The following is a 22,809-nucleotide window of genomic DNA, read 5'->3' as shown; positions in this document are numbered from 1 at the left end:
CTTGGCCGGGCCAACTCTGGCGTGGGGGCAGGGACACGTTGGCTCCCTGACCCATAGGACAACAGCATATGGACGTGCAGAGTGGGGATCGCCGGTCCGTGCCCGGGGCCGCGTTCACGGCGCCGCCCCGGACGTGGAGCCTGCGGCGTGAATGGTCCCGGGCGTTCATCCTGATGCTCATCGCGCTCCTGGTGGGCGCGGCGGTGACCATCGTGGGTGTCCGGGGCGTGGTTGGCCACGTCCAGGCCGCCGACAGCCGGCTGCTCCTTGAGGCGGAACGGACCGGGTCGCTGCGCGCGGCGCTGGATGCCCACGAAGAGCTGGGGCACCGGCTGCTGTCGGACCCTGCCGCCGACAAAGCCGCGTTCATGGCCCAGCAGCAGGAAATTTCCGCCCTGTTCGACGCCGCCGCCACGGACCTCCCCACGGCGGAATCAGGGCCCGCCGTCGGCGACGTGCGGCAGGCATGGCAGGAATCCCTCGCGTCCCATGGCCTGTGGTCCGATCAGGTGGATGCCATGCCGGGAACCCGTATCGCCGAGTCCCCCGGGTTTGCGGCCGACAGCGCCCGGGTCCGCGCCCTGCTGGCCGGCGTCCAGCGGTCCTCCCTGGCGGCCATGGACAAGGCGCTGGCCTTTACCGCCGACCTGGAACTCATCCTCGTGGCTGCCCGGATCGGGCTGTTCGCCATCGCCGTTGCTGCAACGTTCTACTTCCGCCGCAGGATGGTCAAAGACCTGCTGCGGCCGGTGGCCAGCCTCCGGCACGGCGCCCTGAAACTGCAGGCCGGGCAGTACACGCACCGTATCTCCGTGCACAGGCGGGACGAACTTGGCGAGCTGGCCGAGGCCTTCAACGCGATGGCGGCCGCGGTGCAGGACAGCCACCTCGAACTGACCCACCGTGCCACCCACGATTCACTCACCGGACTGCCCAACCGCGCCGCACTCATGGAGCGCCTCACCGCATCGTTCGACCCGGAACCTGGCGGCAATATGGGCAACGGCGCCAGGCTTGAGGGCCTGCTGTTTATCGACGTCGACGATTTCAAGGGAGTCAACGACTCGCTGGGCCATGAGCGGGGCGATGCCCTGCTCATCCAGCTTGCTTCACGGCTCCAAAGCTGCGTCCGTGCCGATGACCTCGTGGCCCGCCTGGGCGGGGACGAGTTCGCGATCGTGGTGATGGAGGATGACGGAAACTCCGTCACCGGCGACGTCGCCGAACGGATCCACAACGCCCTGCGGGCACCGTTCTTCGTGGCCGGCGACCGCCTGACCGTGACGGCCAGCCTTGGTGCCGCCCAGCGCAGGCCGGACACCTCGGACGCCGCTGAACTGCTGCGCCAGGCGGATTTTGCGATGTACATGGCCAAGCACGGCGGGAAGGCGCGTTACCAGCTGTTCGACTCGCGCGGACACGACCACATGGCCTACCGCGCGGCCCTGAAGAGCGACCTGGCAACGGCTGTCGCCGCCCGGCAGCTGCGCCTTGAGTACCAGCCCGTAGCGGACCTGCTGACCGGGGAAATCGTTGGGCTTGAAGCCCTGGTCCGATGGCAGCATCCGTCACTGGGACTGCTCGGCCCGGCCGATTTCCTCCCCCTGGCCGAGGAAACCGGCGAGATCCAGGCCATCACCTGCTGGGTACTGGAAACGGCCACGCAGCAGGCCGCAGGCTGGCGGCACACGATCGGCGGCTGCGAAAACCTGTGGATCGCCGTCAACCTCTCCTACCGGCAGCTTCCCGATGACCGCACCCTGGCCGCCGTCGAACGCGTCCTCGCGGATCCGGCCGCGCAGGCCGACCGGCTGGTGCTGGAAATCACGGAGGCGGCCCTTGCGGCCAGCCGCGACGGCGGCATATCCGTCCTGACCAGGCTCAAGGCACTCGGTGCCCGGATCGCCGTCGACGGCTTTGGAACACGCGCCCCCGCCCCCGGCAGTCTGGCGGCGCTGCCTGCTGACCTGTGGAAGATCGACGGCGCCCACCTTGCACGGCGCGGACCGGCAGCCTCGCCCGAGGCCGCGCTGGAGGACCTGATGGGACTGGCCCGGAACCTGGGCGTGGAGGTGGTCGCCGAAGGTATCGAGTCGCCCGGACAGCTGGACCTCCTCCGGGCACTCGGCTGCCGGACCGGGCAGGGCTATCTGCTGGCGAGGCCGGGACCGGCCCAGATGGTGGAGGCGCTGCTGGCCTCAGGCGCCAGGCTGGAGCACGTTGCCCTGGCCTAACTGGGGGATGCGGTGGGGGCGTAAAGCTGTTGCCGGGAAGGCTCAGCTTCCCCTGATGATCTTGCGCAGCCGCTCCAGCCTGATGGCAATGTCGCGTTCCGCGCCGTTGGCCGTGGGCAGGTAGTAGTCTTTGCCCACGAGGTCGTCCGGCGGGTATTGCTGGGTCGCGACGGAGTGCGGGGCGTCGTGCGCGTACTTGTAGCCGAGCCCATGGCCCAGCTGCTTCGACCCCGGGTAGTGGGCGTCGCGCAGGTGCGCCGGGATCCCGTTGCCGAGGCCCGCGCGGACGTCCGCCACCGCCTTGTTCAGGCCCATGTACGCCGCGTTGGACTTCGGCGCGGTGGCCAGGTGGACCACGGCTTCGGCCAGCACGATCCTGCCTTCGGGCATGCCGATCAGCTGGACAGCCTGCGCAGCGGCCACGGCGGTCTGCAGCGCCGTAGGGTCGGCCATGCCAACGTCTTCGGCGGCCGAAATCACGATGCGCCGGGCAACAAACCGGGGGTCCTCCCCCGCCTCAAGCATCCGCGCCAGGTAGTGCAATGCTGCGTCCACGTCGGAACCCCGAACGGATTTAATGAAGGCGCTGGCGACATCGTAATGCTGGTCGCCGGCGCGGTCGTAGCGGACCGCTGCGACGTCGAGGGCCCGCTCCGTGTGCTTCAGCTCGACGGTGACCGGACCGTCGCCGGTATCGTCGGCGTCGCCGAACGCCACTCCTGCAGCGGCTTCGAGGGCAGTGAGTGCACGCCGGGCATCACCCCCGGAAAGCCTGACCAGGTGGGCCAGCGCCTCGTCGCTGAGTTCCACCTTCCCGTTCAGTCCCTGGACATCAGTGACGGCGCGCTGAACGAGTCCCTCGATGTCGTCGTCGGTGAGGGGCCTCAACGTCAGCAGGAGCGACCTTGAGAGCAGCGGCGAGACCACGGAAAAGGAAGGGTTCTCGGTGGTGGCAGCAACCAGGACAACCCAGCGGTTTTCCACCCCGGGCAGCAGCGCATCCTGCTGTGCCTTGTTGAACCGGTGGATCTCGTCCAGGAACAGCACGGTGGTGGTTTTGTACAGGTCCCGGGCGGTCAGGGCCTCGTCCATCACGCGGCGGACATCCTTGACCCCTGCCGTGATGGCGGACAGCTCCACGAACTTCCGGCCACGCCCCTTGGCGATCACGTGGGCCAGCGTGGTTTTTCCGGTCCCGGGAGGTCCCCAGAGGATGACCGACGCCGGCCCGGCGGGTCCGCCTGCGTCAGCGCCGGCGGCGAGCTGGCGCAGCGGCGAGCCCTGCCCCAGCAGGTGCTGCTGGCCCACCACGTCGTCCAGCGTTTTCGGCCGCATCCTGACCGCCAGCGGGCTGCGGGGCCGGCCGTTGCCGTCCGTTCCGGTTCCGGCGGCGGCCGGCGCGCCGCTGTCGCCTTCGCCGTCGTCGTCGTCGTTGCCTGGCCCTTGGGCGAAGAGATCATCCACACAGATAGGCTACTTCTAGTTCACCGCTTCGTTCCGCCAGCCCAAGGGGTCACCACATGAGCGCACACCCCGCCGACGGCTCGGGCCGTCCGGGTTCCGTCAGGACCGCTTTTGTGCCCGGCACACGCCTCGCGGGCTGGGTGGAGCGGTTCGGCGCCGCCCACGGCGGCTTCCGGCTCAGCGATGACGACGACGGCGTGCGGCTCCTGGCGGCCGACGGCACCACCGCGCTGCTGCAGCCGCCCTGGCCCGCGGACGGCCGGCCGGGACGCGGCGCCGACCCGTTGCAGCGGCTGGCGTCCATCGCCTCCCAGCCGCGCCGGCTCGGCCTTCTCCTGGTCCGGCGCGGAGGTTACGGCATCGCCGTGGCCAGCGAGGGAGTCATCGTCGTTTCCAAGGCGGGCACCAGGTACGTGCAGTCCAGGACCGCAGCGGGGGGCCAGTCCCAGCAGCGGTTTGCACGCCGCCGCGCCAACCAGGCCGATGAGCTGGTCCAGGCCGTCGCCGGGCAGGCCCGGCAGGTTTTCAGCGGCCAGTCGTTCGAATACGTCGTTCCGGGCGGCGACCGCACCCTGGCTGACCTGGTGCTGGAGGAGCCTGTCCTGAAGGACTATGCCAAACTGCCGCGGCTGGCCTACCTCGACGTGGCCGATCCCCGGGCCGCGGTCCTGAAGAAAGCGGCAGCGGACGCCTGCGCCGTTCGGATCCAGGTGGCCGACCCGCCGGCGTAGGCCAGTTTCCGGCAACCGTTTCGACGGTTCCCTGCCGGTTAGATGGTTCGGAGCATCCAGTAGGCAGGGAACCGTCGAATCGGTGAGCGCTAGCAGCCGGTCAGGTGCCGTTTGGGCCGTTCCTGCCGGTAGATGTAACGGCCGGTTTCCCTGAATCCGGCGTTTGCGTAGAGTTGCTGCGCCCCGGGGTTAGCAGCCGTGACCAGCAGCCAAAAGCCATCCAGCCGCCGTGATCCACCCGCCCGAAGCAAGCCGTGGAGAATACGCGTGGCGTAGCCGCGGCGGCGGGCGTCCGGACGGGTGGCCATACAGTACAGGCCGCCCCAGTCCCCCGGGCCGCCCTGCCCGGCCGGAGGAATGGCGAGGCGCCCGACGGCGGCGGGGACGCCGTCGTCGTCCCTCACCAGGGCGTACACAGACGGGCAGCCCTCAAGGATTCCGCGTGCGGTGGCGAGGGAAGCCTCGCCGCCGCGGCCGTCCACGCCCCACCAGAGCCGCAGCCATTCCGTGGAAGGCTCTGATGAAAGTTCGACGCCGGGGTCGGGCAACGCTTCCCCGGCACCGGCTTCGCCGTTGCGCGCCAGGATCAGGGTTTCGGACTGCCGGGTGAAGCCTTCCGTATCAAGGAAGGCATTCAAGGCCCCGTTGCCGGCATGGTCGACGACCTGGAAGATCACCGGCAGCCTGCGGCGTCGGTACCAGGCCCGGGCCTCCCGCAGCAGGGCAGGAGTTTCATCCGGGCTTCCGCCCGGCTCCTTGCGCGGCCAGATCGAGTTGGCCCGCTGGGTCACGCCGTCTGCGGCGCGCAGAACCCACCCGCCTGTTTCCGCCCGGTCGGGCGCCGGCCAGGCGGCGTCCATCACACGTTCAAGGTCCGGCAGGTCGGTCCGCGCCATGCATCTCCTTCATCAACGGCAGGAGGCTCCCCGGTTGTCCGGGGAGCCTCCTGTTAATGCTTGAGCCTATTTGGTGTCCGGCTCGGCCTTCTTGGCTTCTTCCGGCTTCGTTTGGGGCTTGAAATCGACGCCGGCCTCCTTGCGCTGCTGCGGCGTGATCGGCGCGGGAGCCTGGGTCAGCGGGTCGTAGCCGTTGCCGGTCTTCGGGAAGGCAATGACGTCGCGGATGGACTCCACGCCTGCCAGGAGTGCAACGACACGGTCCCAGCCGAAGGCGATGCCGCCGTGCGGAGGAGCGCCGAACTTGAAGCCCTCCAGCAGGAATCCGAACTTGGTCTGGGCGTCTGCGCGGTCCAGGCCCATCAGTTCGAAGACCCGTTCCTGGACGTCGCGCTCGTGGATACGGATGGAACCGCCGCCGATTTCGTTGCCGTTGCAGACGATGTCGTAGGCGTAGGAGAGCGCCGATTCCGGGTCCTGGTCGAACGTGTCCAGGAACTCCGGCTTGGGCGAGGTAAAGGCGTGGTGGACAGCAGTCCACTTGCCGGCGCCGACGGCCACATCGCCGGAAGCCACCGCAGCGGCAGCCGGTTCGAACATGGGGGCGTCAACCACCCAGCAGAAGGCCCAGGCGCTGGGATCGATCAGGCCGGTACGGTGGCCGATTTCCACGCGGGCAGCACCCAGGAGGGCCCGGGCCGCTGACTTCTCACCGGCGGCGAAGAAGATGCAGTCGCCCGGCTTGGCGCCAACGGCGCCGGCGAGGCCTGCACGCTCGGCTTCCGTCAGGTTCTTTGCTACCGGGCCGGCCAGTTCGCCATCTTCCTTGAAGAGGACGTACGCCAGGCCCTTGTGGCCGCGCTGCTTGGCGAACTCCTGCCAGCCGTCCAGGGTACGGCGCGGCTGGGAGGCACCGCCGGGCATCACTACGGCACCGACATAGGGGGCCTTGAAGACTCCGAAGTCGGTGTCCTTGAAGAACTCGGTGAGCTCCGTCAGTTCCACGCCGAAGCGGAGATCCGGCTTGTCCGAACCAAAGCGCGCCATCGCGTCGGAATAGGTGATGCGCTGGATGGGCGTGGGGATCTCGACGTCGATCAGCTTCCACAGTGCCTTGACGATGTTCTCGCCCAGGGCGATGATGTCGTCCTGGTCCACGAAGCTGGCTTCAATGTCCAGCTGGGTGAATTCCGGCTGGCGGTCGGCGCGGAAGTCCTCGTCGCGGTAGCAGCGCGCAATCTGGTAGTACTTCTCGAAGCCGCCCACCTGCAGGAGCTGCTTGAAAAGCTGCGGCGACTGCGGCAGTGCGTACCAGGAACCCGGGGCCAGGCGTGCGGGGACCACGAAGTCGCGGGCGCCTTCCGGCGTCGAGCGCGTCAGCGTGGGCGTCTCGATCTCCACGAAGCCGTCCTGGTGGAGCAGTTCGCGGGCGACGCGGTTGGCTTCGGACCGCAGCCGCAGGTTGCGGGCAGGGCCGGGACGGCGCAGGTCCAGGTAGCGGTGCTTCAGGCGTGCCTCCTCGCCCACCTCGACGTGCTCATCGATCTGGAAGGGCAACGGCTCGGAGGTGTTGAGGATGACGACTTTGTCCGCCATAACCTCAATCTCGCCGGTGGCCAGCGCGGGGTTCTCGTTGCCCTCGGGGCGCTGGGAGACGGTGCCGGTGATCTGAAGGACGTACTCGTTGCGCAGACCGTGGAAGACCTCTTCCTCACGGACCACAACCTGGGCCACACCGGAGGCATCGCGCAGGTCCACGAATGCGACACCACCGTGGTCACGACGGCGGCCCACCCAGCCAGCCAGGGTTACGGTTTGTCCAATGTGCTCGGAGCGAAGGGATCCGAGGTCATGTGTGCGCAGCACAGCACGCCTTTCTGAAAGAGACAGCAGGAACTTTAGGGAAGTTGCATAGGATCGTTCCGGGAACAATCCCGTTCGAGTTTACCCGTTGGAAAGGCTCCACCTCCCCCATGACCGGGCACCAGCAACTTCAGCGACGGCTGGGTGTGCTCGACGCCACGTCGATCGGACTCGGCTCCATGCTCGGCGCGGGCGTCTTTGTGGCCTTCGCCCCGGCCGCCGGACTCGCCGGACGTTTCCTGGTCCTTGCCGTAATGATCGCCGGTGCCGTGGCGTACTGCAACGCTGTGGCCTCGGCTGAACTCGCGGCCAGGTACCCGGCAAGCGGCGGTACCTACGTTTACGGCAGGAAGCGGCTCGGCGAGTGGCCGGGCTTTGTTGCGGGCTGGGGTTTCGTCACCGGAAAATCAGCGTCGTGCGCGGCCATGGCCCTCACCTTCGGGAACTACATTGCGCCGCAGTACGCCGTTCCTGTCGCGATTGCCGCGGTGGCGGCACTCACCGGCGTCAACCTGCTGGGCATCACCCGGACAGCATTCCTGACCAGGATCCTGCTGGCCGTGGTGCTGGCCACGCTGGTGTTTGTCGCCGCCGCCAGCATCGTTGGCCCCCACCCGGCGGCTGTTCCGATGGGAGGGGGCGCTTCCGACGCCGGTGCTGCCGCCGGCGATGTTTCTGCCGCCCTTGGCGGCGTGTTGCCGGCGGCCGGGCTGATGTTTTTCGCGTTTGCGGGGTACGCCCGGATCGCCACCCTGGGTGAGGAGGTCAAGGATCCGGCGAGGACCATCCCCCGGGCCATCCTTGCGGCCCTCGCTGCTGCCTTCGGGATTTACCTTGCCCTGGCGCTGCTGCTGCTGAACCACCTGTCCCCGGCCGGCCTGGCGGCAACGGCCACGCCGCTGCTGGACGCTGTCCGCAACTCTTCCCTGGCCGCAGGCGCGCCGGTTGTCCAGGCCGGGGCGGCAGCTGCCTGCCTCGGCGCCCTCCTGGCGCTGATCACCGGTGTGGGCCGGACCACCCTGGCGATGGCCCGCGAACGGGACCTGCCCGGCCCCCTTGCGCGAGTCGGCCGGCGGTCGGTGCCGTTCATCGCGGAACTGGCGGTGGCCGCCGTCGTGATTCTCCTGCTGCTGACCACGGACGTCATGACCGTGGTGGGCTTCTCCAGCTTTGGCGTCCTGATTTACTACGCGGTCACTAACGCTGCCGCCTACACGCTGCCCGAACACCCCGCCTATGGCCCCCGCTGGCTCAATATCGCCGGGTTCCTCGGCTGCCTGCTGCTGGCGTTCACCCTGCCGGCCGCGTCGGTGCTGGGCATGGCGGGCGTTCTTGCAGCCGGAGCAGCAGGGCGGTTCCTGGTGCTGAGGCTCCGCCGCTAGTGCCGCCACGGGCCTAAGTCACGCCGTCGTGGGGCACTTTGGGCCGGCCGGGGCGGGGAAATCGGCCAAGAAAGCGCTAAATCATCGTCAAAGTGCCCCACGAAGGCTGGCCCCGGCCGCCGCGACCAGTATCAGTCCGTCGGTGTCAGGCCGGTTGGGCGGATGCCTGAAGTGCCGTGGTGACCTGGACGGACAGGTCTTCCTCAGCCGGGGCCCAGCTGGCCGGATCGGCGTCCACCTGCACGCCCGAGCGGATGTCCTTGACCTGGTGCTTGCCGTCATCGTCGGTGAACCAGACAAAGGGAATGCCGCGGCGGTCGGCGAACTTGATCTGTTTACCGAACTTCTCCGCCTTCGCGGCGACCTCGGTGGCGATGCCCCTGCCCCGGAGCTGCGCCGCAACGTCCTGTGCAGCGCCCCAGCTGTCGTCGTCGGTCAGGGCAACCAGGACCGCCGTGGGCACGGAGCGGGACGCCTTCGCCAGGTCCTGGCTAAGGATGCGGGACACCAGCCGGGTCACGCCGATGGAAAGGCCGACGCCGGGGAATTTGCGGTTGCCCTTGCTTGCCAGGGCGTCGTAGCGGCCGCCGGAGCAGATGGAGCCGAGCTGTTCGTGGCCCACCAGGACCGTCTCCACCACGGTGCCTGTGTAATAGTCCAGGCCGCGGGCAATGCTGAGGTCCGCGACGACCTTGCCCGGAGCGCGCTGCACTGCGGCCGCAATGACCTGCTCCAGCTCGTCAAGGCCCTCTTCCAGGAGGTCATTGGTCACGCCGAGGGCGCGGACCTGGGCCACAAACGAGGTGTCCTCGGTGCGGATACCTGCCAGCTTCAGCGCTGCCTGCGCCTGCTCATCGGAGGCCCCCAGCTCGGTCTTGAGCAGCTCGGCGACCTTGGCGGCGCCAATCTTTTCCAGCTTGTCGATGCTCCGCAGCACGCCGGCGGTGTCATCCAGGCCGATGCCCCGGTAGAAACCTTCGGCCAGTTTGCGGTTGTTGATGCGCAGGCGGAAATCCGGGATGGGCAGGGCGCAGAGGGCTTCTGCAATCACCAGTGCAATCTCCACGTCGTAGCGGAACGGCAGGTCGCCGTCGCCCACGACGTCGATGTCCGCCTGGGTGAATTCGCGGGCACGGCCTTCCTGCGGACGCTCCCCACGCCAGACCTTCTGGATCTGGTACCGCCGGAACGGGAAGGCGAGGTAGCCGGCGTTCTCCACCACATAGCGGGCAAACGGGACCGTCAGGTCGAAGTGCAGCGCGAGGGCGTGCGGATCGTGCTTAGCGGCCTTGGATTCGTCACCTTCATCATCCTGAAGCCGGCTGAGCCCGTAGACCTCTTTATCGATCTCGCCCTTGCGCAGCAACTGGCCGACAGTTTCCACCGCACGGGTCTCGATGGACGAGAAGCCGTGCAGCTCGAAGGTCTTACGGAGGGTGTCCAGCACATGCAGCTCCACCAGCCGCTCCTCGGGAAGCCACTCGGGGAATCCGGACAGGGAGGCGGTGCGTGCCATGGTGGAATATCTCCTCTTGATAAAGGGTGCCTGGGACTTTGCCCGGTAATCCAGCCGAAACGGGCCGGGAACGGCGGCTGTCCGGCAACTCATGCATAAACTATGTGCGGCAGTCAGTTTATGCGTCATCCGCCTGCATCTCTAATGGGCGGTCTGGGTGGCGCGGTGCTGCCAAAGAACTGCAGGCGCACCGGGAATGATCGGACCCGCCTGCAGCCCGACTACCAGGAGGACCATTGGCGGCCAGTTCACGCAGTGCCCGCGAGGCGAAACGGCGCATCCAGCAGATGGAAGCCAAGCGCGAGCTGCGGCGGGAGCAGGAGAAACGGCGCAGGCGGGACAACATCATCGCCGCCGGTGCCGGTGCAGCCGCCGTGGTGCTCGCCGTCGTGCTCCAACTGACCGCATTTGCCGGCAACCCCACCGAAGAGGAATTCGCCGCGGCCGAAGCCGGTCTCAACCCGTCCGCCTCCGCCACGCCGACGGCCCCGGCCACCAACGGGCCCAACATTCCCGCGGCGGACACGGCTGCGGGCAAGGTGTTCACCGGTGAAATGACGCTGAACGGAAACGTGCTCGGCGTCGAGATCGACGGCACCAAGGCCCCCCAGGCTGCTGCCGTCTTCAAGACACTCACGGACGAAGGCTTCTACAACGGCAGCGCATGCCACCGCCTGACCACGGGCGAAGCATTCGGGCTGCTGCAGTGCGGCGGCGCCTCCGCAGCCGCCGATCCGGACTACACCTGGGGACCCCTCGAAAACACTCCGGCGGACAACACCTACCCTGCGGGCACGATTGCCGTGGCACGGTCCGGCGACAACGCCTACGGAAACGGGAAGCAGTTCTTCGTTGTCTATAAAGACACGGTGATTCCCGCCGACTCCGCCGGGGGCTATACGGTGGTGGGCAAGGTGACCTCCGGAATGGAAGCAGTAGATGCCATTGCGGCGGCTGGAATCACTCCCGGTTCCAACGCATCAGACGGCGCACCTGTGCAACCAGTCACGATAGACTCGGTTTCTCTGAAGTAGGAAGCCAGGCCTCCACGGCCGCGGTGCAGTACGTGAGTATTTCCCTCCAAGCGAAAGACTTTTAGCGGTGACAGACAGTCAGAAATCCGACGAAACAGCAGCAGACCTGACCGAGGAAACGGCCCCCGCGGTCGAACCGGCAGTGGCTGACGAAGCCACGGCCGGGGAATCCCCGGTCCTGGAGCCCACCACCGACTTGGCACCGGGCGACGATGCCCCGGCCGCCGTTGCGGAAGCCGCGGAGGAGGCCCCGGCCGTCGCCGAGGAATCTCCTGAGGCCGAAACCTCCGCCGCAGCAGTTCCTGAAGCGGCGCCGGAGGCTGAAACCCCGGCTGCTGCAGCTGACGCTGGAGTCCCCGCTGCTGCTGCGCCTGTCGCCGAAACCCCTGCCGTTTCTGCTCCTGAGGCTGCGCCCAAGCCGGCCGCTGCACCGCGTCCGGCACCGTCACCGGCCGCATTCGCGTCCCGGCCCAAACCGGCGGCCGCCGCTCCTGCTGTTGCACCGGTGCCCGTGGTGCCCGCGACGTCGCTGGCTGAGGCGTCGCGCTGGGGCCGCGTTGAAGGCGATGGCCATGTCTTCCTGAAAATCGACGGCGAGGAACATGCCGTCGGCCAGTACCCTGACGTCAGCAACGATGAAGCCCTGGCGTACTTCGCCCGCAAATTCGATGACATCCTGGCCCAGATTGTCCTGCTGGAGCAGCGGGTGAGTTCCAAGGCCCCGAGCACTGACATGCAGAAGACGGTCACCCACCTGCGCGAACAGCTTGCCGAGCGGAACATGGTGGGCGATCTCCGCGCCGCCGAAGGCCGCCTCGATGCGCTCTCCGAACAGGTCAAGGAGCTCGAAAAGACCGAGAAGGCCGAGCACGACGCCGTCCGTGCTGCCGAGCTGGCAGCCCGCGAGGAGATCGTTGCCGAAGCCGAAAGCATCTCCGGCCAGGACCCTTCCCAGATCCAGTGGAAGACGTCCAGCGCCCGGATGAACGAGCTCTTCGAAAGCTGGAAGACCGCCCAGAAGAGCGGCGTCCGCCTGGGCCGCAGCAACGAGGATGCCCTGTGGAAGCGCTTCCGCGCGGCACGTACAGTTTTCGACCGCCACCGCCGGGCCTACTTCTCCCAGCTCGACAGCAACAACTCCGCGGCCAAGTCTGCCAAGGAAAAACTCATCGCGGATGCCGAGGCCCTGTCCAGCTCCACCGACTGGGGCTACGCTGCCGGCGAGTACCGCCGCCTGATGGACGACTGGAAGGCATCACCGCGTGCCAGCCGCAAGGATGACGACGCCCTGTGGGCACGCTTCCGCGCGGCCCAGGATGTGTTCTTCACCAACCGGCAGGCCGCCAACGAAGAAATCGACCAGGAGTACGCCGCCAACCTCACCGTGAAGGAAGCGCTCCTGGTTGAGGCCAACGCGATCCTCCCGGTCAAGGACCTGGCCGCGGCCAAGAAGGCGCTCCAGTCCGTCCGCGACCGCTGGGAGGAAGCCGGGAAGGTCCCGCGTGCCGACATGGGACGCATCGAAGCCGGCCTCCGCAAGGTGGAGGACGCCGTCCGCCACGCCGAAGAGGAAAACTGGCAGCGGTCCAACCCCGAGACCAAGGCCCGCACCAACAGCGCACTGTCCCAGCTGGAGGCTGCCATTGCCGGTCTCCAGGAGGACCTTGCCAAGGCCGAGAAAGCCGGGGACCAGCGCAAGATCAAGGCCGCGCAGGAAGCCCTCGACGCACGGCAGGCGTGGCTGGACCAGATCCAGCGCTCGGCCAGCGAACTCTCCTAGACCGCAGCCCTCTTAGGGCTTCGCCAACGGACACGTCACAGGTCCGGCTTCGGTTATCCACATGGCCGAAGCCGGGCCTGTACGCGTTTGTGGGATACGCGGCAGGATGGCTGAATGGCCACTCCGTCCCCTTCGACCGCCGTCGCGGCGGCTGCCCCTGCGCCAGCGCTCCCCCGCTTCCCCGAGCTCTACTCGCCCGGAAAGCCCTTCACCTGGCCGGAGCTCCAGTCGATGGCCGGGGACGGCGTGCTCAGCCAGTTCCACCAGCATGGCTATGCGCTCCCGGACGTTGCCGCATCGCCGCAGATGAGGGCGCGTGCGGCAGCCAACGCCGTGCCGGCAGCCATCCGGCAGCGGGTGGTGGCCGGCAGGATGACCGCGGCCTGGATCTATGGGTGCGCAGGCGAACCCGACCGGCTGGCCCTGCTCGTGGATGCCAAACGCAGGATTTCAAGCCTGCGCAACACGCGCGGGTGCACACTCCACGAAGTACGACTGGGACCGTTCGACGTCGTCAGCCTGGGCGGGCTGATGGTCTCCAGCCCGTTGCGCACGGCCCTGGACATTGCCCTGCATGTTGACGCACAGCGGGCACTGCCGGCGCTGGAGGCCCTGCTGTCCAGGCCGGAGAAGGATGTCCGGCTGCGCCTGCTGGTTCTGGCCATCGAATCCACCCCACGCGTGCCCCACAAAAGGTCCGCCCTGGAGAAGCTCGCCCTGTTAGCTCCGCCGTTTGTTGCCGGTGGTCCTGTAGACGTCGAAGACGCCGTCGATCCGCCGGACGGCGCTGAGGACGTGGCTGAGGTACTTGGGGTCACCCATCTCGAAAGCGAACCGTGAGATGGCTACGCGGTCCGTGGAGGTGTGCACACTGGCGGCCAGGATGTTGACGTGGTTCTCGGACAGGACCCTCGTCACGTCGGAGAGCAGCGATTTGCGGTCCAGGGCTTCCACCTGGATCTCCACCAGGAACACGCTTGACTGGGTGGGTGCCCAGTCGACGTCCACAATCCTGTCCGGCTGGTCCTTCAGGTCCGAGATGTTGGTGCAGTCTGTCCTGTGCACCGACACACCTGAGCCGCGAGTTACAAATCCGAGGATCGGGTCCGGCGGCACGGGCGTGCAGCAGCGGGCCAGCTTCACCCAGACGTCCCCGACGCCCCTTACCACCACGCCGGAATCGGAGAAGCGGGTCTTGGCCACCTGCGTGGGGATGCTGACTTCGGTGATGTCGTCGTCGGTGCTTTCGCTCCCGCCGAGGCTTTCGACGAGCTTTTCCATCACCGACTGGGCCGACGTGTGACCGTCTCCGACGCCGGCGTAGAGGCCGGAGATGTCCACGTACTTGAAGTCCTCCGCCACGGCGGCCAGTGCCTCGTGCGTCATCAGCCTCTGCAGGGGCAGGTTCTGCTTGCGCATGGCCCGGGTCAGGAGTTCCTTGCCACGGTCGATCGCTTCTTCGCGGCGCTCCTTGCTGAACCACTGGCGGATCTTGTTCCGCGCCCGGGCGCTCTTAACGAAGTGCTGCCAGTCCTGGCTGGGGCCTGCGCCTTCGGCCTTCGAGGTGAAGATTTCCACCCAGTCGCCATGGTTCAGTTCGCTGTTCAGCGGGACCAGTTTGCCGTTGACGCGTGCGCCGATGGTGCGGTGGCCCACCTCGGTGTGGACGGCGTAGGCAAAGTCCACGGGCGTCGATCCGGCCGGAAGGGCCATCACTTCGCCCTTCGGCGTGAAAACAAACACCTCGCGGGCGTTGATTTCGAAACGCAGCGAATCCAGGAACTCCCCCGGATCCGAGGTTTCCTGCTGCCAGTCCACCAGCGACCGGAGCCAGCCCATGTCGCCGTCCCGGGGGCTGCCGGGGCCGGTGGCCGTCCGGTTGGGCTGGTCCTTGTACTTCCAGTGGGCCGCCACACCGTATTCCGCGCGGCGGTGCATCTCGTGGGTCCGGATCTGGATTTCCACGGGTTTGCCGCCCGGGCCAATCACCGTGGTGTGCAGGGACTGGTACATGTTGAACTTCGGCATCGCAATGTAATCCTTGAACCGCCCCGGCAGCGGGTTCCAGCGCGAGTGCATGGTGCCCAGTGCCGCGTAACAGTCCCGGACGGAGTCCACCAGCACGCGGACGCCCATCAGGTCGTTGATGTCGTCGAAGTCTTTGTCCCGGACCACCATCTTCTGGTAGATCGAGTAATAGTGCTTGGGCCGCCCCGTGATGGTGGCTTTGATCCTGGCGGCCCGGAGGTCCTCGGTGATCTGGTCGCGGATTACGCCCAGGCTCTTCTCACGTTCCGGAGTGCGGTCCCCCACCATCCGGACGATTTCCTCGTAGACCTTCGGGTAGAGCGCAGCGAAGGACAGGTCCTCCAGTTCCCACTTGATGGTGTTCATGCCCAGGCGGTGAGCCAGGGGCGCGAAGATTTCAAGGGTCTCGCGGGCCTTCCGGGCGGACGATTCCGCGGAGACGAAGCGCCACGTGCGGGCATTGTGGAGGCGGTCCGCCAGTTTGATCATGAGGACGCGGATGTCCTTGGCCATGGCCACAACCATTTTGCGCACGGTCTCGGACTGGGCGGCTTCTCCGAAGCTGACCTTGTCCAGCTTGGTGACGCCGTCCACCAGCATGGCGACCTCGGGTCCGAAGTCCCTCTTCAGGTCCGCCAGCGTGTAGGGAGTGTCCTCCACGGTGTCGTGAAGCAACGCAGCGGCCAGGGTGGTGCCGCTCAGTCCGAGTTCGGCAAGGATCGTGGCCACCGCAACCGGGTGGGTGATGTAGGGATCGCCGCTTTTGCGTTTCTGTCCGCGGTGGCTGCGTTCGGCGACGTCAAAGGCCCGCTGGATGAGGTCGAAGTCCTCTTTGGGGTTATTGGCCCGGACGGTCCGCAGCAATGGTTCGAGGATGGGCGAATAGCTTGCCGCGCCGCGGCCCGTGAGCCGGGCCAGGCGGGAACGCGTGCGTTCACGGCGTCCCGGGAAGGTGGGCCTGGCCCCGGAGTTGTCCACGGGGACGGCCTGCCCTGGACGTGCGGCAGGGACCAGCCCGGTCTGCGGTCCGCGGCCCGGACCGTTGTCTCCGTCTGCCGTTGGCGCCGACGCCGAACGTTCTTCCAATGAAGCACCCCTCACGACCCGTTTAATTACCCCAGTCTATTCCCCGATCAGCACACATATGTAACCGGCGTTTAAATGCGAACGGGCCGGCCGGCATCAGTCTCCTGATGCCGGCCGGCCCGCAAACGCCAGCTGTTCAGGCCTGCGCTGATTCGACGGCGACGGCGGCCTTGGACGCCGCCTCGTTCCGCCGGTGCTCCACGCGCTTGGCCTGCTTTACCAGGTCGGGTTCGTTCTGGCGCAGCCAGGCATACATGGGGGCTGCGACGAAGATCGTGGCGGCCGTGCCGATCAGGATGCCAACGAACAATGCCAGCGACAGGTCGCGGAGCGTTCCCGCGCCCAGGAGGCCGGCGCCGATGAACAGGATGGCACCCACGGGGAGGATGGCCACCATCATGGTGTTGATCGAACGAACCAGGGTCTGGTTGACCGCGAGGTTGACCTCCTCGCCAAAAGTACGGCGGGTGGAGGCATCCAGATCGGCGGTGTTTTCGCGGATCTTGTCGAAGACCACCACGGTGTCATAGAGCGAGTAGCTGAGCACCGTCAGGAACCCGATGATGGCCGACGGCGTCACCTCGAAGTCGCTAAGGGCATATACCCCGGCGGTGATGAACATCGTCACCAGCATGCCGGCGATCGCGGACAGGGACATTTTCCAGGTCCGGAAGTAGAGGGCCATGAGGAGGGCAGCCAGGACCACAAAGATCACCAGGCCGATCAGTGCCTGCTTGGTGACATCCGCACCCCAGGTGGGACCCACAAACGTGGACGTCACCTCGTTGTCCGTGACGCCGTAGGCGGCCGTCAGACCCTCCTTGATCTTGAGGGTTTCATCGTCCGTGAGCTTGTCCGTCTGGATCCTCATGGTGGTGCCGGCCACGTTGGCCACGCGCGGAATGCTCCCCGCGACGATGTCCTGAACGGCTTTTTCGCCCACGGAGGCGTCCGTGGTCTTGACGTTGGAGACCGTGAATTCGGAGCCGCCGCGGAACTCGATGCCGAGGTTGAAGCCGCCCTTCGCCACCGGGATCAGGATGGACAGGGCAACGGCAACGGCCGCAATGAGGAACCAGATCTTCTTGGCGCCGACAAAGTTGTACGAGCGCTTGCCGGAATAGAGCTCGTTACCGAAAGTGGCAAAGCTGGACATTTACTTGTTCTCCTTGGCTGCGCTCTTGGAGGAGCCGGTGAGCTGCTCCTGCTTCTCCGCGAGGCGGCGTTCCGCGATGGTCATCCTGCGCTCTGCCTCAGCGGCAGCACCGGTGTTCTTGGCCCGGACCACGGCGGGCTTCGAGTCGGGGGTTCGCAGCCGTCCGGCGCCGCGGTACAGCGGCACAGCCCCGAGTTGCTTCGGGTCGAGGCCGGAGAACCGGTGGCCTTCGCCGAAGAACTTGGTGCGTGCAATCATCTGCAGCGTCGGGTGCGTGAACATAAAGACGACGATGAGGTCGGCGATGGCGGTCAGGCCGAGGGTGAACGCGAAGCCGCGGACGTTGCCCACTGCCACGAAGTAGAGCACCAGGGCCGCGAGCAGGTTGACGGCTTTGGAGGCCAGGACGGTTCGCTTGGCGCGCTTCCAACCGTTTTCGACGGCGGACACCAGGCCGCGGCCTTCGCGCAGTTCGTCGCGGATTCGTTCGAAGTAGACGATGAATGAGTCCGCGGTCTGGCCGATTGCCACGATGAGGCCGGCGACACCGGCCAGGGAGAGCCGGTAGTTTTCGGTCCAGCCCAGGATGGCGATGGCGAGGTACGTCAGCGCACCGGCCACCACGAGGGAGGCGATGGTTACGAAGCCCAGCGCCCGGTACTGGAAGAGCGAGTACACCACCACCAGCAGCAGGCCAATCACACCGGCCAGCAGGCCCATGCGGAGCTGCTCGCCACCGAGCGTTGCGGAGATCTGCTGTTCACTCTGGATCTCGAAGCTGATGGGCAGCGCGCCGAAGCGCAGCTGGTCGGAGAGCGCCTTGGCCGTCTGCTCGGTGAAGCCGCCGGTGATCTGCGGGCGGCCGTCGGTGATGACTGCCAGGGAACGCGGCGCGGAGATGACCTGGTCATCGAGCACGATCGCGAACTGCGACTTGGGGTCGGTGCCGGTTTCGCCGCCGGCTGCCACGTAGAACTGGTTCAGGCGTTCGGTGACCTCTTTGAACTTGGCCGTTCCGTCGCCGTCGAACTGGATGTTGACGGCCCATTCATTGGTCACGGCACCCTGTGCGCCCTGCTGGAGCTGGAAGGAGGAGGTGACAATGTTGCTGCCCTTGACCTCCACCGGTCCCAGAATGTATTTGATGGCCGGGGTGGTGGCCGTCGCGGGCTCGCAGGTCACCAGCGGCTTCGCGGGGTCGGAACGTTCCTGCTTGTCCTGGGAGGGGTTGTCGCAGTCGAGTGTCTCGAACTGGCGGTACACCTCGGCGGTGATCCAGTTGATGTCGCTGCTGTTGGCGGGTTCCGCCGTCGGCTTCGGCAGCTGGTCCTCGGGTGTGAGCGATTCGGTGGGCACCGCAGCGCCGGCTCCGTTAAGGAGGACCGGGCGGAAGTTCATGTCTGCGGAGGCCTGGATCAGTGCCCGCGTCTGGGTGGAGGGCGTGCCGGGAAGGCTGACAACCACGTTGCGGCCTGACTGGGTGCTGATTTCCGCTTCGGCAACGCCGGAGCCGTCAACGCGCTGGCGGATGATGGCCACCGCCTGGTTGAGCTGGTCCTCGTTAATGTCCGAACCGCCCTCAACCTTCGGCGCCAGGATCATCTGGGTGCCACCTTCGAGGTCAAGCGCCAGCTTTGGTGCCCAGCTGGCCTGTCCGGCGATGGTGCCGCCGGCAAGGACGGCCGTCAGCACTGCGAGGACTACGCCTAGCCAGACGAGTACCCTGAGGCCTGATTTTTTGGGGCCAGTTCGTGCCATTGTCGATCTTTCTCTTATTCACGGAGGAACCGCCGATGCGAGCTTTCGCTCCCATCGGCGGCAGCCCGCTGCCGTAGAGCTGCTGGAATGCGGTGGGCGGGACTAGCTGTCCTTCTTGCCCTCGTCGTTGAGGCGCTTCAGGGTCTCGTCCGGGGTCTCGACGGCGGCGGGACTGGTGGGCGTTCCGGCGTCCTGGGTAGTCAGCGACGATGCGTCGTCGGGGACAACCGCAGTCTCTTCCTCAGCAACAGCAGCAGGCTCAACAATTTTGGTGACCGCCTGGCGGTGCACCGTGGCAAGGTTGCCCGGCGAGAGCTCCAGTACGACTTTGTTTTCTTCATCATCCATGGAGACAATCCGGCCAAAAAGGCCGAAGCTCGTCATGACCTCAACCCCAGGTGCGAACTGGGACTGCAGCGTTGCTTGCTGCTCCTTGGTCTTCTTGTTGCGGCGGAACATCATGAAGATAAAAATTCCGAGCATGGCGAACAAGACGATGTTCATGGGATCCACAGGGATGTTTCCGATCTGTACTGGCGTATTGGTTTAAGGCGCCGTCGGCTTTGCACCGGGTGGCCGGGCGGCGAACCGCCTGCCATCAACGGGCAGCTGCTGGAGCCGCCTGCGGGAACAAAGACGCAAACGTGCCGGGCGTCATACCCAGTCTAAAGGGAAAAGCTGAAAGGACGGCGCTATTGGCTGTTGGGCGCCCAGTCGACGGCGGTTTCGTCGTCTTCGCTGTCTGCTTCGAAGAGGTCCAGCGGTTCCTGGCTGAACACCCCGGACGGGATGGCATAGCCGAGGTGGGTCCATGCGGGGGCCATGGCGATGCGGCCCCTCGGCGTCCTGCCCAGGAGGCCTTCGCGGACCAGGAACGGTTCCGCCACCGTTTCGACGGTCTCAGTTTCTTCGCCCACGGCGATGGCCAGGGTGGAAAGGCCCACGGGCCCGCCGCCGAATTTGGTGATGAGCGCTTCGAGGACGGCACGGTCAAGCCGGTCCAGGCCCCGCTTGTCCACTTCGTACATGTCCAGCGCTGCGGAGGCGGCGCGGGCATCGATCTGCTCGAGGCCGTGGACCAGGGCCCAGTCACGGACGCGGCGGAGCAGGCGGTTGGCAATACGGGGGGTGCCCCGGGACCGCCCGGCGATTTCGCTGAAGCCGGCAGAGTTGACCTTCAGGTCCAGCAGCCCGGCGGACCTCCTGAGGACCAGTTCGAGTTCCGGCACGGAATAGAACTCAAGGTGCCCGGTGAAACCGAACCTGTCGCGCAGCGGGCCTGGCAGCAAACCGGCCCTGGTGGTGGCGCCCACCAGCGTGAACGGGGGCAGGTCCAGCGGAATCGCAGTGGCACCGGCGCCCTTGCCCACCACGATGTCCACACGGAAGTCCTCCATGGCCATGTACAGCATTTCCTCGGCAGGCCGGGACATCCGGTGGATCTCGTCCAGGAACAGGACTTCGCCTTCGGAGAGGGAGGACAGGATGGCGGCGAGGTCACCGGCGTGCTGGATTGCGGGCCCGCTGCTGATGCGCAGGGGCGCGTTCATTTCAGCCGCTACGATCATGGCCAGCGTGGTCTTGCCCAGGCCCGGGGGCCCCGAAAACAGGACGTGGTCCGCGCTGCGGCCGCGCATCCTCGAGGCCTGCAGAACGAGCGAGAGCTGCTTGCGGACGCGGTGCTGGCCCACGAAGTCATCCAGGTTCTTGGGCCGGAGGGCTGCCTCAATGGCCCGGTCTTCGGGCTCCTCCGCTGCCGCCACCACCGACGCTTCAGCCACGGCTGCCTACGCGGTTGCCGGCCCGCGCGCCGTCCTGGCCCAGCCAGCGCAGTGTGGTCCGCAGGATTTCCGCCACGTTGCCGCGGAACGAGACCTCGGGGTCGTCGGCGAGGGCCTTGTCGATGCTGGACGTGGCGTCCTTCTCCGACCAGCCAAGGCTGGTCATGGCCGCCACCACCTGCGGTTTCCAGGCTGCTTCGGCCGGGGTGGCCACGCTTGCTGTACCGGCCGTTCCGTGCGGCACCAGCTTGCCGGCGAGTTCCAGCACAATCCGGCCGCCCACCTTTGGGCCGATCCCGGGCACTTTGGTGAACGTCTTGCTGTCGCCCGTGTGGGCGGCAACCCGGATGGCTTCAGGTTCGTGGACGGCAAGGACTGCCAGCGCGAGCCGGGGACCGACGCCGCTGACGCTGAGCAGGACATCGAAGACTTCACGTTCGTCGTCGGAGGCGAATCCGTACAGGGTCAGCGAATCCTCGCGGACGATCAGGGAGGTGAAGAGCTTGCCTTCTTCGCCGGTCCGGAGGCGGCTGAGCGTCTGGGGCGTTGCGTTGACGCTCATTCCCGCCCCGTTGAGGTCGATCACAGCCGTGGAAAGGCCAATGTGCGCTACGGTTCCGCGAAGGAAACTGATCAAGGCCGGGCTCCTGGTGTACTGCCGGGCTCTTTGGGGTGGGACCGGCTATCCGAACATATCTACGAATACCCTAGCAAGAGGCCAGGACATTCACCGTGCGCGGCGCGCCTTCGCCTCGGCGTCCGCCCAGGCGCGCTGGGCCGGCGTCAGCGAGAGGCTGCCGGGACCGGTGGTGGCTACGGCGGCGCCGCTGCCTGCCCGCCAGGCGTGCGTGATGGCCAGCGCCAGGGCGTCCGCGGCGTCCGCGGGGCGCGGCGGCGCATCCAGCCGGAGGATCTTCGTGACCAGCTTGGTCACGGCCTCCTTGTTGGAGTTTCCGCTGCCGGTGACGGCGGCTTTGACTTCCGACGGCGTGTGCAGGGCCACCGGAATGCCGCGCCTGGCTGCGGCGGCGATCACCACGCCGGACGCCTGTGCCACGCCCATCACCGTGCTGACGTTCAGCTGCGAGAAGACGCGTTCGACGGCGAGAACGTGCGGTTCGTAGCGGTCCAGCCACTCGTCGATGGCCAGGGCAATGACCAGGAGCCGCTGGTCCAGGGTTTCCTCCGGAGAGGTGCCCACCACCCCGACGGCCACCATTGTGGCCCGCCGGTTCCGCTCGACGTCAACGACGCCGATTCCGCAGCGGGTAAGTCCAGGGTCGACGCCCAGTACGCGCAGCGTCACCCTGGAACAACCGCCCTATGCCGCAACGCGGTGGGTCACTCGGATTCCAGGGCGGCCTGGACTTCGTCGCTGAGGTCGGCGTTGCTGTAGACGTTCTGGACGTCGTCGAGGTCTTCCAGGGCGTCAACGAGCTTCATGAACTTCTTGGCGGCTTCGAGGTCGAGGGGAACTTCCATGGAAGGCACGAACTCGGCTTCATCGGTGTCGTATTCGATGCCGGCGTCCTTGAGGGCGTCGCGGACTGCCTGGAGGTCCTTCGGGTCCGAGTGGATCTCGAAGGTGTCGCCGTTGTCCTTGACTTCCTCGGCGCCGGCGTCGAGAACAGCCATCAGGACGTCGTCCTCGGTGAGCCCGTTCTTGGGCAGGGACACCACACCCTTGCGGCTAAAGAGGTAGCTGACCGAACCCGGATCGGCGATGGTGCCGCCGTTGCGGGAAATGGCGAGCCGGACTTCCGAGGCGGCGCGGTTTTTGTTGTCCGTGAGGCACTCGATGAGCAGGGCCGAGCCCTGCGGGCCGCGGCATTCGTACATGATCTCGGTGTAGTCGACCACTTCACCGGTCAGGCCGGCGCCGCGCTTGATGGCGCGGTCGATGTTGTCCGCGGGAACGGAGGTCTTCTTGGCCTTGGTGACTGCGAGTTCGAGGCTCGGGTTGCCGGCGAGGTCCGGGCCGCCCATGCGTGCGGCGACTTCGATGTTCTTGATCAGCTTGGCGAACGATTTTGCGCGGCGGCTATCGAGGATGGCCTTCTTGTGCTTGGTCGTTGCCCATTTGGAGTGGCCTGACATGCT

At 66.7% G+C, this 22,809-nt stretch carries 18 protein-coding genes; 6 read left to right on the top strand and 12 right to left on the bottom strand.

Annotation, left to right across the window (positions count from 1 at the left end; all coding sequences use genetic code 11):
• The first annotated feature begins 68 nt into the window (after nt 1-68).
• Complete coding sequence (locus tag J2X42_RS07265; RefSeq protein ID WP_310163699.1) at nt 69-2,234, top strand: EAL domain-containing protein; 2,166 nt, start codon at nt 69-71, stop codon at nt 2,232-2,234.
• Nucleotides 2,235-2,276: 42 nt separating this feature from the next.
• On the opposite strand, the gene J2X42_RS07260 is transcribed toward J2X42_RS07265, so the two are convergent.
• Nucleotides 2,277-3,698, bottom strand: a complete 1,422-nt coding sequence (locus J2X42_RS07260) for a replication-associated recombination protein A (protein WP_310163696.1) — start codon at nt 3,696-3,698, stop codon at nt 2,277-2,279.
• 56 nt (nt 3,699-3,754) lie between these two features.
• Between J2X42_RS07260 and J2X42_RS07255 the strand changes: the two genes are divergently transcribed.
• Entirely contained in the window at nt 3,755-4,429 is a 675-nt protein-coding gene (locus J2X42_RS07255) for an acVLRF1 family peptidyl-tRNA hydrolase (RefSeq protein WP_310163695.1), read from the top strand.
• Between the two features lie 89 nt (nt 4,430-4,518).
• Here J2X42_RS07255 and J2X42_RS07250 read toward each other — a convergent pair whose 3' ends face one another.
• Together J2X42_RS07250 and aspS are read right to left on the bottom strand one after the other, a co-directional pair.
• A complete protein-coding gene (locus J2X42_RS07250; protein WP_310163692.1) occupies nt 4,519-5,325 on the bottom strand; it encodes a GNAT family N-acetyltransferase in 807 nt (268 codons plus the stop codon).
• A gap of 66 nt (nt 5,326-5,391) precedes the next feature.
• Nucleotides 5,392-7,191, bottom strand: a complete 1,800-nt coding sequence (gene aspS, locus J2X42_RS07245; protein WP_310163691.1) for an aspartate--tRNA ligase — start codon at nt 7,189-7,191, stop codon at nt 5,392-5,394.
• Between the two features lie 107 nt (nt 7,192-7,298).
• Between aspS and J2X42_RS07240 the strand changes: the two genes are divergently transcribed.
• Entirely contained in the window at nt 7,299-8,570 is a 1,272-nt protein-coding gene (locus J2X42_RS07240; RefSeq protein ID WP_310163689.1) for an APC family permease, read from the top strand.
• A gap of 145 nt (nt 8,571-8,715) precedes the next feature.
• Here the strand turns inward: J2X42_RS07240 and hisS are convergent, their stop codons facing one another.
• On the bottom strand, nt 8,716-10,086 hold the full coding sequence (gene hisS, locus J2X42_RS07235) for a histidine--tRNA ligase (RefSeq protein ID WP_310163687.1): 1,371 nt from the start codon (nt 10,084-10,086) through the stop codon (nt 8,716-8,718).
• Nucleotides 10,087-10,322: 236 nt separating this feature from the next.
• Here hisS and J2X42_RS07230 point away from each other — a divergent pair, with 236 nt between their 5' ends.
• The 3 genes from J2X42_RS07230 to J2X42_RS07220 all read left to right on the top strand — a co-directional run bounded on the left by J2X42_RS07230 (nt 10,323) and on the right by J2X42_RS07220 (nt 13,740).
• Nucleotides 10,323-11,120, top strand: coding sequence for a peptidylprolyl isomerase (locus J2X42_RS07230; protein ID WP_310163685.1), 798 nt, complete (start codon nt 10,323-10,325; stop codon nt 11,118-11,120).
• A 67-nt stretch (nt 11,121-11,187) separates the two neighbouring features.
• The gene (locus tag J2X42_RS07225; RefSeq protein WP_396134038.1) at nt 11,188-12,900 is read left to right on the top strand and encodes a DUF349 domain-containing protein; all 1,713 of its coding nucleotides are present in this window, start codon (nt 11,188-11,190) and stop codon (nt 12,898-12,900) included.
• 114 nt (nt 12,901-13,014) lie between these two features.
• Nucleotides 13,015-13,740 (top strand): type IV toxin-antitoxin system AbiEi family antitoxin, encoded by a 726-nt coding sequence (locus tag J2X42_RS07220; protein ID WP_310163682.1) that lies wholly within the window; start codon nt 13,015-13,017, stop codon nt 13,738-13,740.
• On the opposite strand, the gene J2X42_RS07215 is transcribed toward J2X42_RS07220, so the two are convergent.
• The 8 genes from J2X42_RS07215 to J2X42_RS07180 form a co-directional block, all read right to left on the bottom strand.
• Nucleotides 13,621-16,014, bottom strand: coding sequence for a bifunctional (p)ppGpp synthetase/guanosine-3',5'-bis(diphosphate) 3'-pyrophosphohydrolase (locus J2X42_RS07215; RefSeq protein ID WP_310163679.1), 2,394 nt, complete (start codon nt 16,012-16,014; stop codon nt 13,621-13,623). The genes J2X42_RS07220 and J2X42_RS07215 overlap by 120 nt on opposite strands.
• 136 nt (nt 16,015-16,150) lie before the next feature.
• Complete coding sequence (gene secF / locus J2X42_RS07210) at nt 16,151-17,170, bottom strand: protein translocase subunit SecF (protein WP_310163676.1); 1,020 nt, start codon at nt 17,168-17,170, stop codon at nt 16,151-16,153.
• Nucleotides 17,171-18,928: a protein translocase subunit SecD gene (gene secD / locus J2X42_RS07205; RefSeq protein WP_310163673.1), complete on the bottom strand. Its 1,758-nt coding sequence runs from the start codon at nt 18,926-18,928 to the stop codon at nt 17,171-17,173.
• A gap of 102 nt (nt 18,929-19,030) precedes the next feature.
• Entirely contained in the window at nt 19,031-19,432 is a 402-nt protein-coding gene (gene yajC / locus J2X42_RS07200; RefSeq protein WP_310163671.1) for a preprotein translocase subunit YajC, read from the bottom strand.
• A gap of 188 nt (nt 19,433-19,620) precedes the next feature.
• The gene (gene ruvB, locus J2X42_RS07195) at nt 19,621-20,709 is read right to left on the bottom strand and encodes a Holliday junction branch migration DNA helicase RuvB (protein WP_310163670.1); all 1,089 of its coding nucleotides are present in this window, start codon (nt 20,707-20,709) and stop codon (nt 19,621-19,623) included.
• Nucleotides 20,702-21,346, bottom strand: coding sequence for a Holliday junction branch migration protein RuvA (gene ruvA, locus J2X42_RS07190; RefSeq protein WP_310163668.1), 645 nt, complete (start codon nt 21,344-21,346; stop codon nt 20,702-20,704). Before ruvA ends, ruvB begins: the two co-directional genes overlap by 8 nt.
• A 90-nt stretch (nt 21,347-21,436) precedes the next feature.
• Complete coding sequence (gene ruvC / locus J2X42_RS07185; RefSeq protein WP_131133111.1) at nt 21,437-22,015, bottom strand: crossover junction endodeoxyribonuclease RuvC; 579 nt, start codon at nt 22,013-22,015, stop codon at nt 21,437-21,439.
• 35 nt (nt 22,016-22,050) lie between these two features.
• The gene (locus tag J2X42_RS07180; RefSeq protein WP_310163665.1) at nt 22,051-22,806 is read right to left on the bottom strand and encodes a YebC/PmpR family DNA-binding transcriptional regulator; all 756 of its coding nucleotides are present in this window, start codon (nt 22,804-22,806) and stop codon (nt 22,051-22,053) included.
• Between the last annotated feature and the right edge of the window lie 3 nt (nt 22,807-22,809).

Source organism: Arthrobacter sp. BE255, assembly GCF_031457335.1.
Taxonomy (GTDB): Bacteria; Actinomycetota; Actinomycetes; order Actinomycetales; family Micrococcaceae; genus Arthrobacter.
This window is presented reverse-complemented; position numbering and strand designations above follow the sequence as displayed.

Coding starts and splice junctions, on each gene's coding strand:
- J2X42_RS07220 (WP_310163682.1), top strand. CDS start 13,015: ATGGCCACTCCGTCCCCTTCGACCGCCGTCGCGGCGGCTGCCCCTGCG.
- J2X42_RS07180 (WP_310163665.1), bottom strand. CDS start 22,806: ATGTCAGGCCACTCCAAATGGGCAACGACCAAGCACAAGAAGGCCATC.
- J2X42_RS07265 (WP_310163699.1), top strand. CDS start 69: ATGGACGTGCAGAGTGGGGATCGCCGGTCCGTGCCCGGGGCCGCGTTC.
- hisS (WP_310163687.1), bottom strand. CDS start 10,086: ATGGCACGCACCGCCTCCCTGTCCGGATTCCCCGAGTGGCTTCCCGAG.
- J2X42_RS07240 (WP_310163689.1), top strand. CDS start 7,299: ATGACCGGGCACCAGCAACTTCAGCGACGGCTGGGTGTGCTCGACGCC.
- J2X42_RS07255 (WP_310163695.1), top strand. CDS start 3,755: ATGAGCGCACACCCCGCCGACGGCTCGGGCCGTCCGGGTTCCGTCAGG.
- secF (WP_310163676.1), bottom strand. CDS start 17,170: ATGTCCAGCTTTGCCACTTTCGGTAACGAGCTCTATTCCGGCAAGCGC.
- secD (WP_310163673.1), bottom strand. CDS start 18,928: ATGGCACGAACTGGCCCCAAAAAATCAGGCCTCAGGGTACTCGTCTGG.
- J2X42_RS07250 (WP_310163692.1), bottom strand. CDS start 5,325: ATGGCGCGGACCGACCTGCCGGACCTTGAACGTGTGATGGACGCCGCC.
- yajC (WP_310163671.1), bottom strand. CDS start 19,432: ATGAACATCGTCTTGTTCGCCATGCTCGGAATTTTTATCTTCATGATG.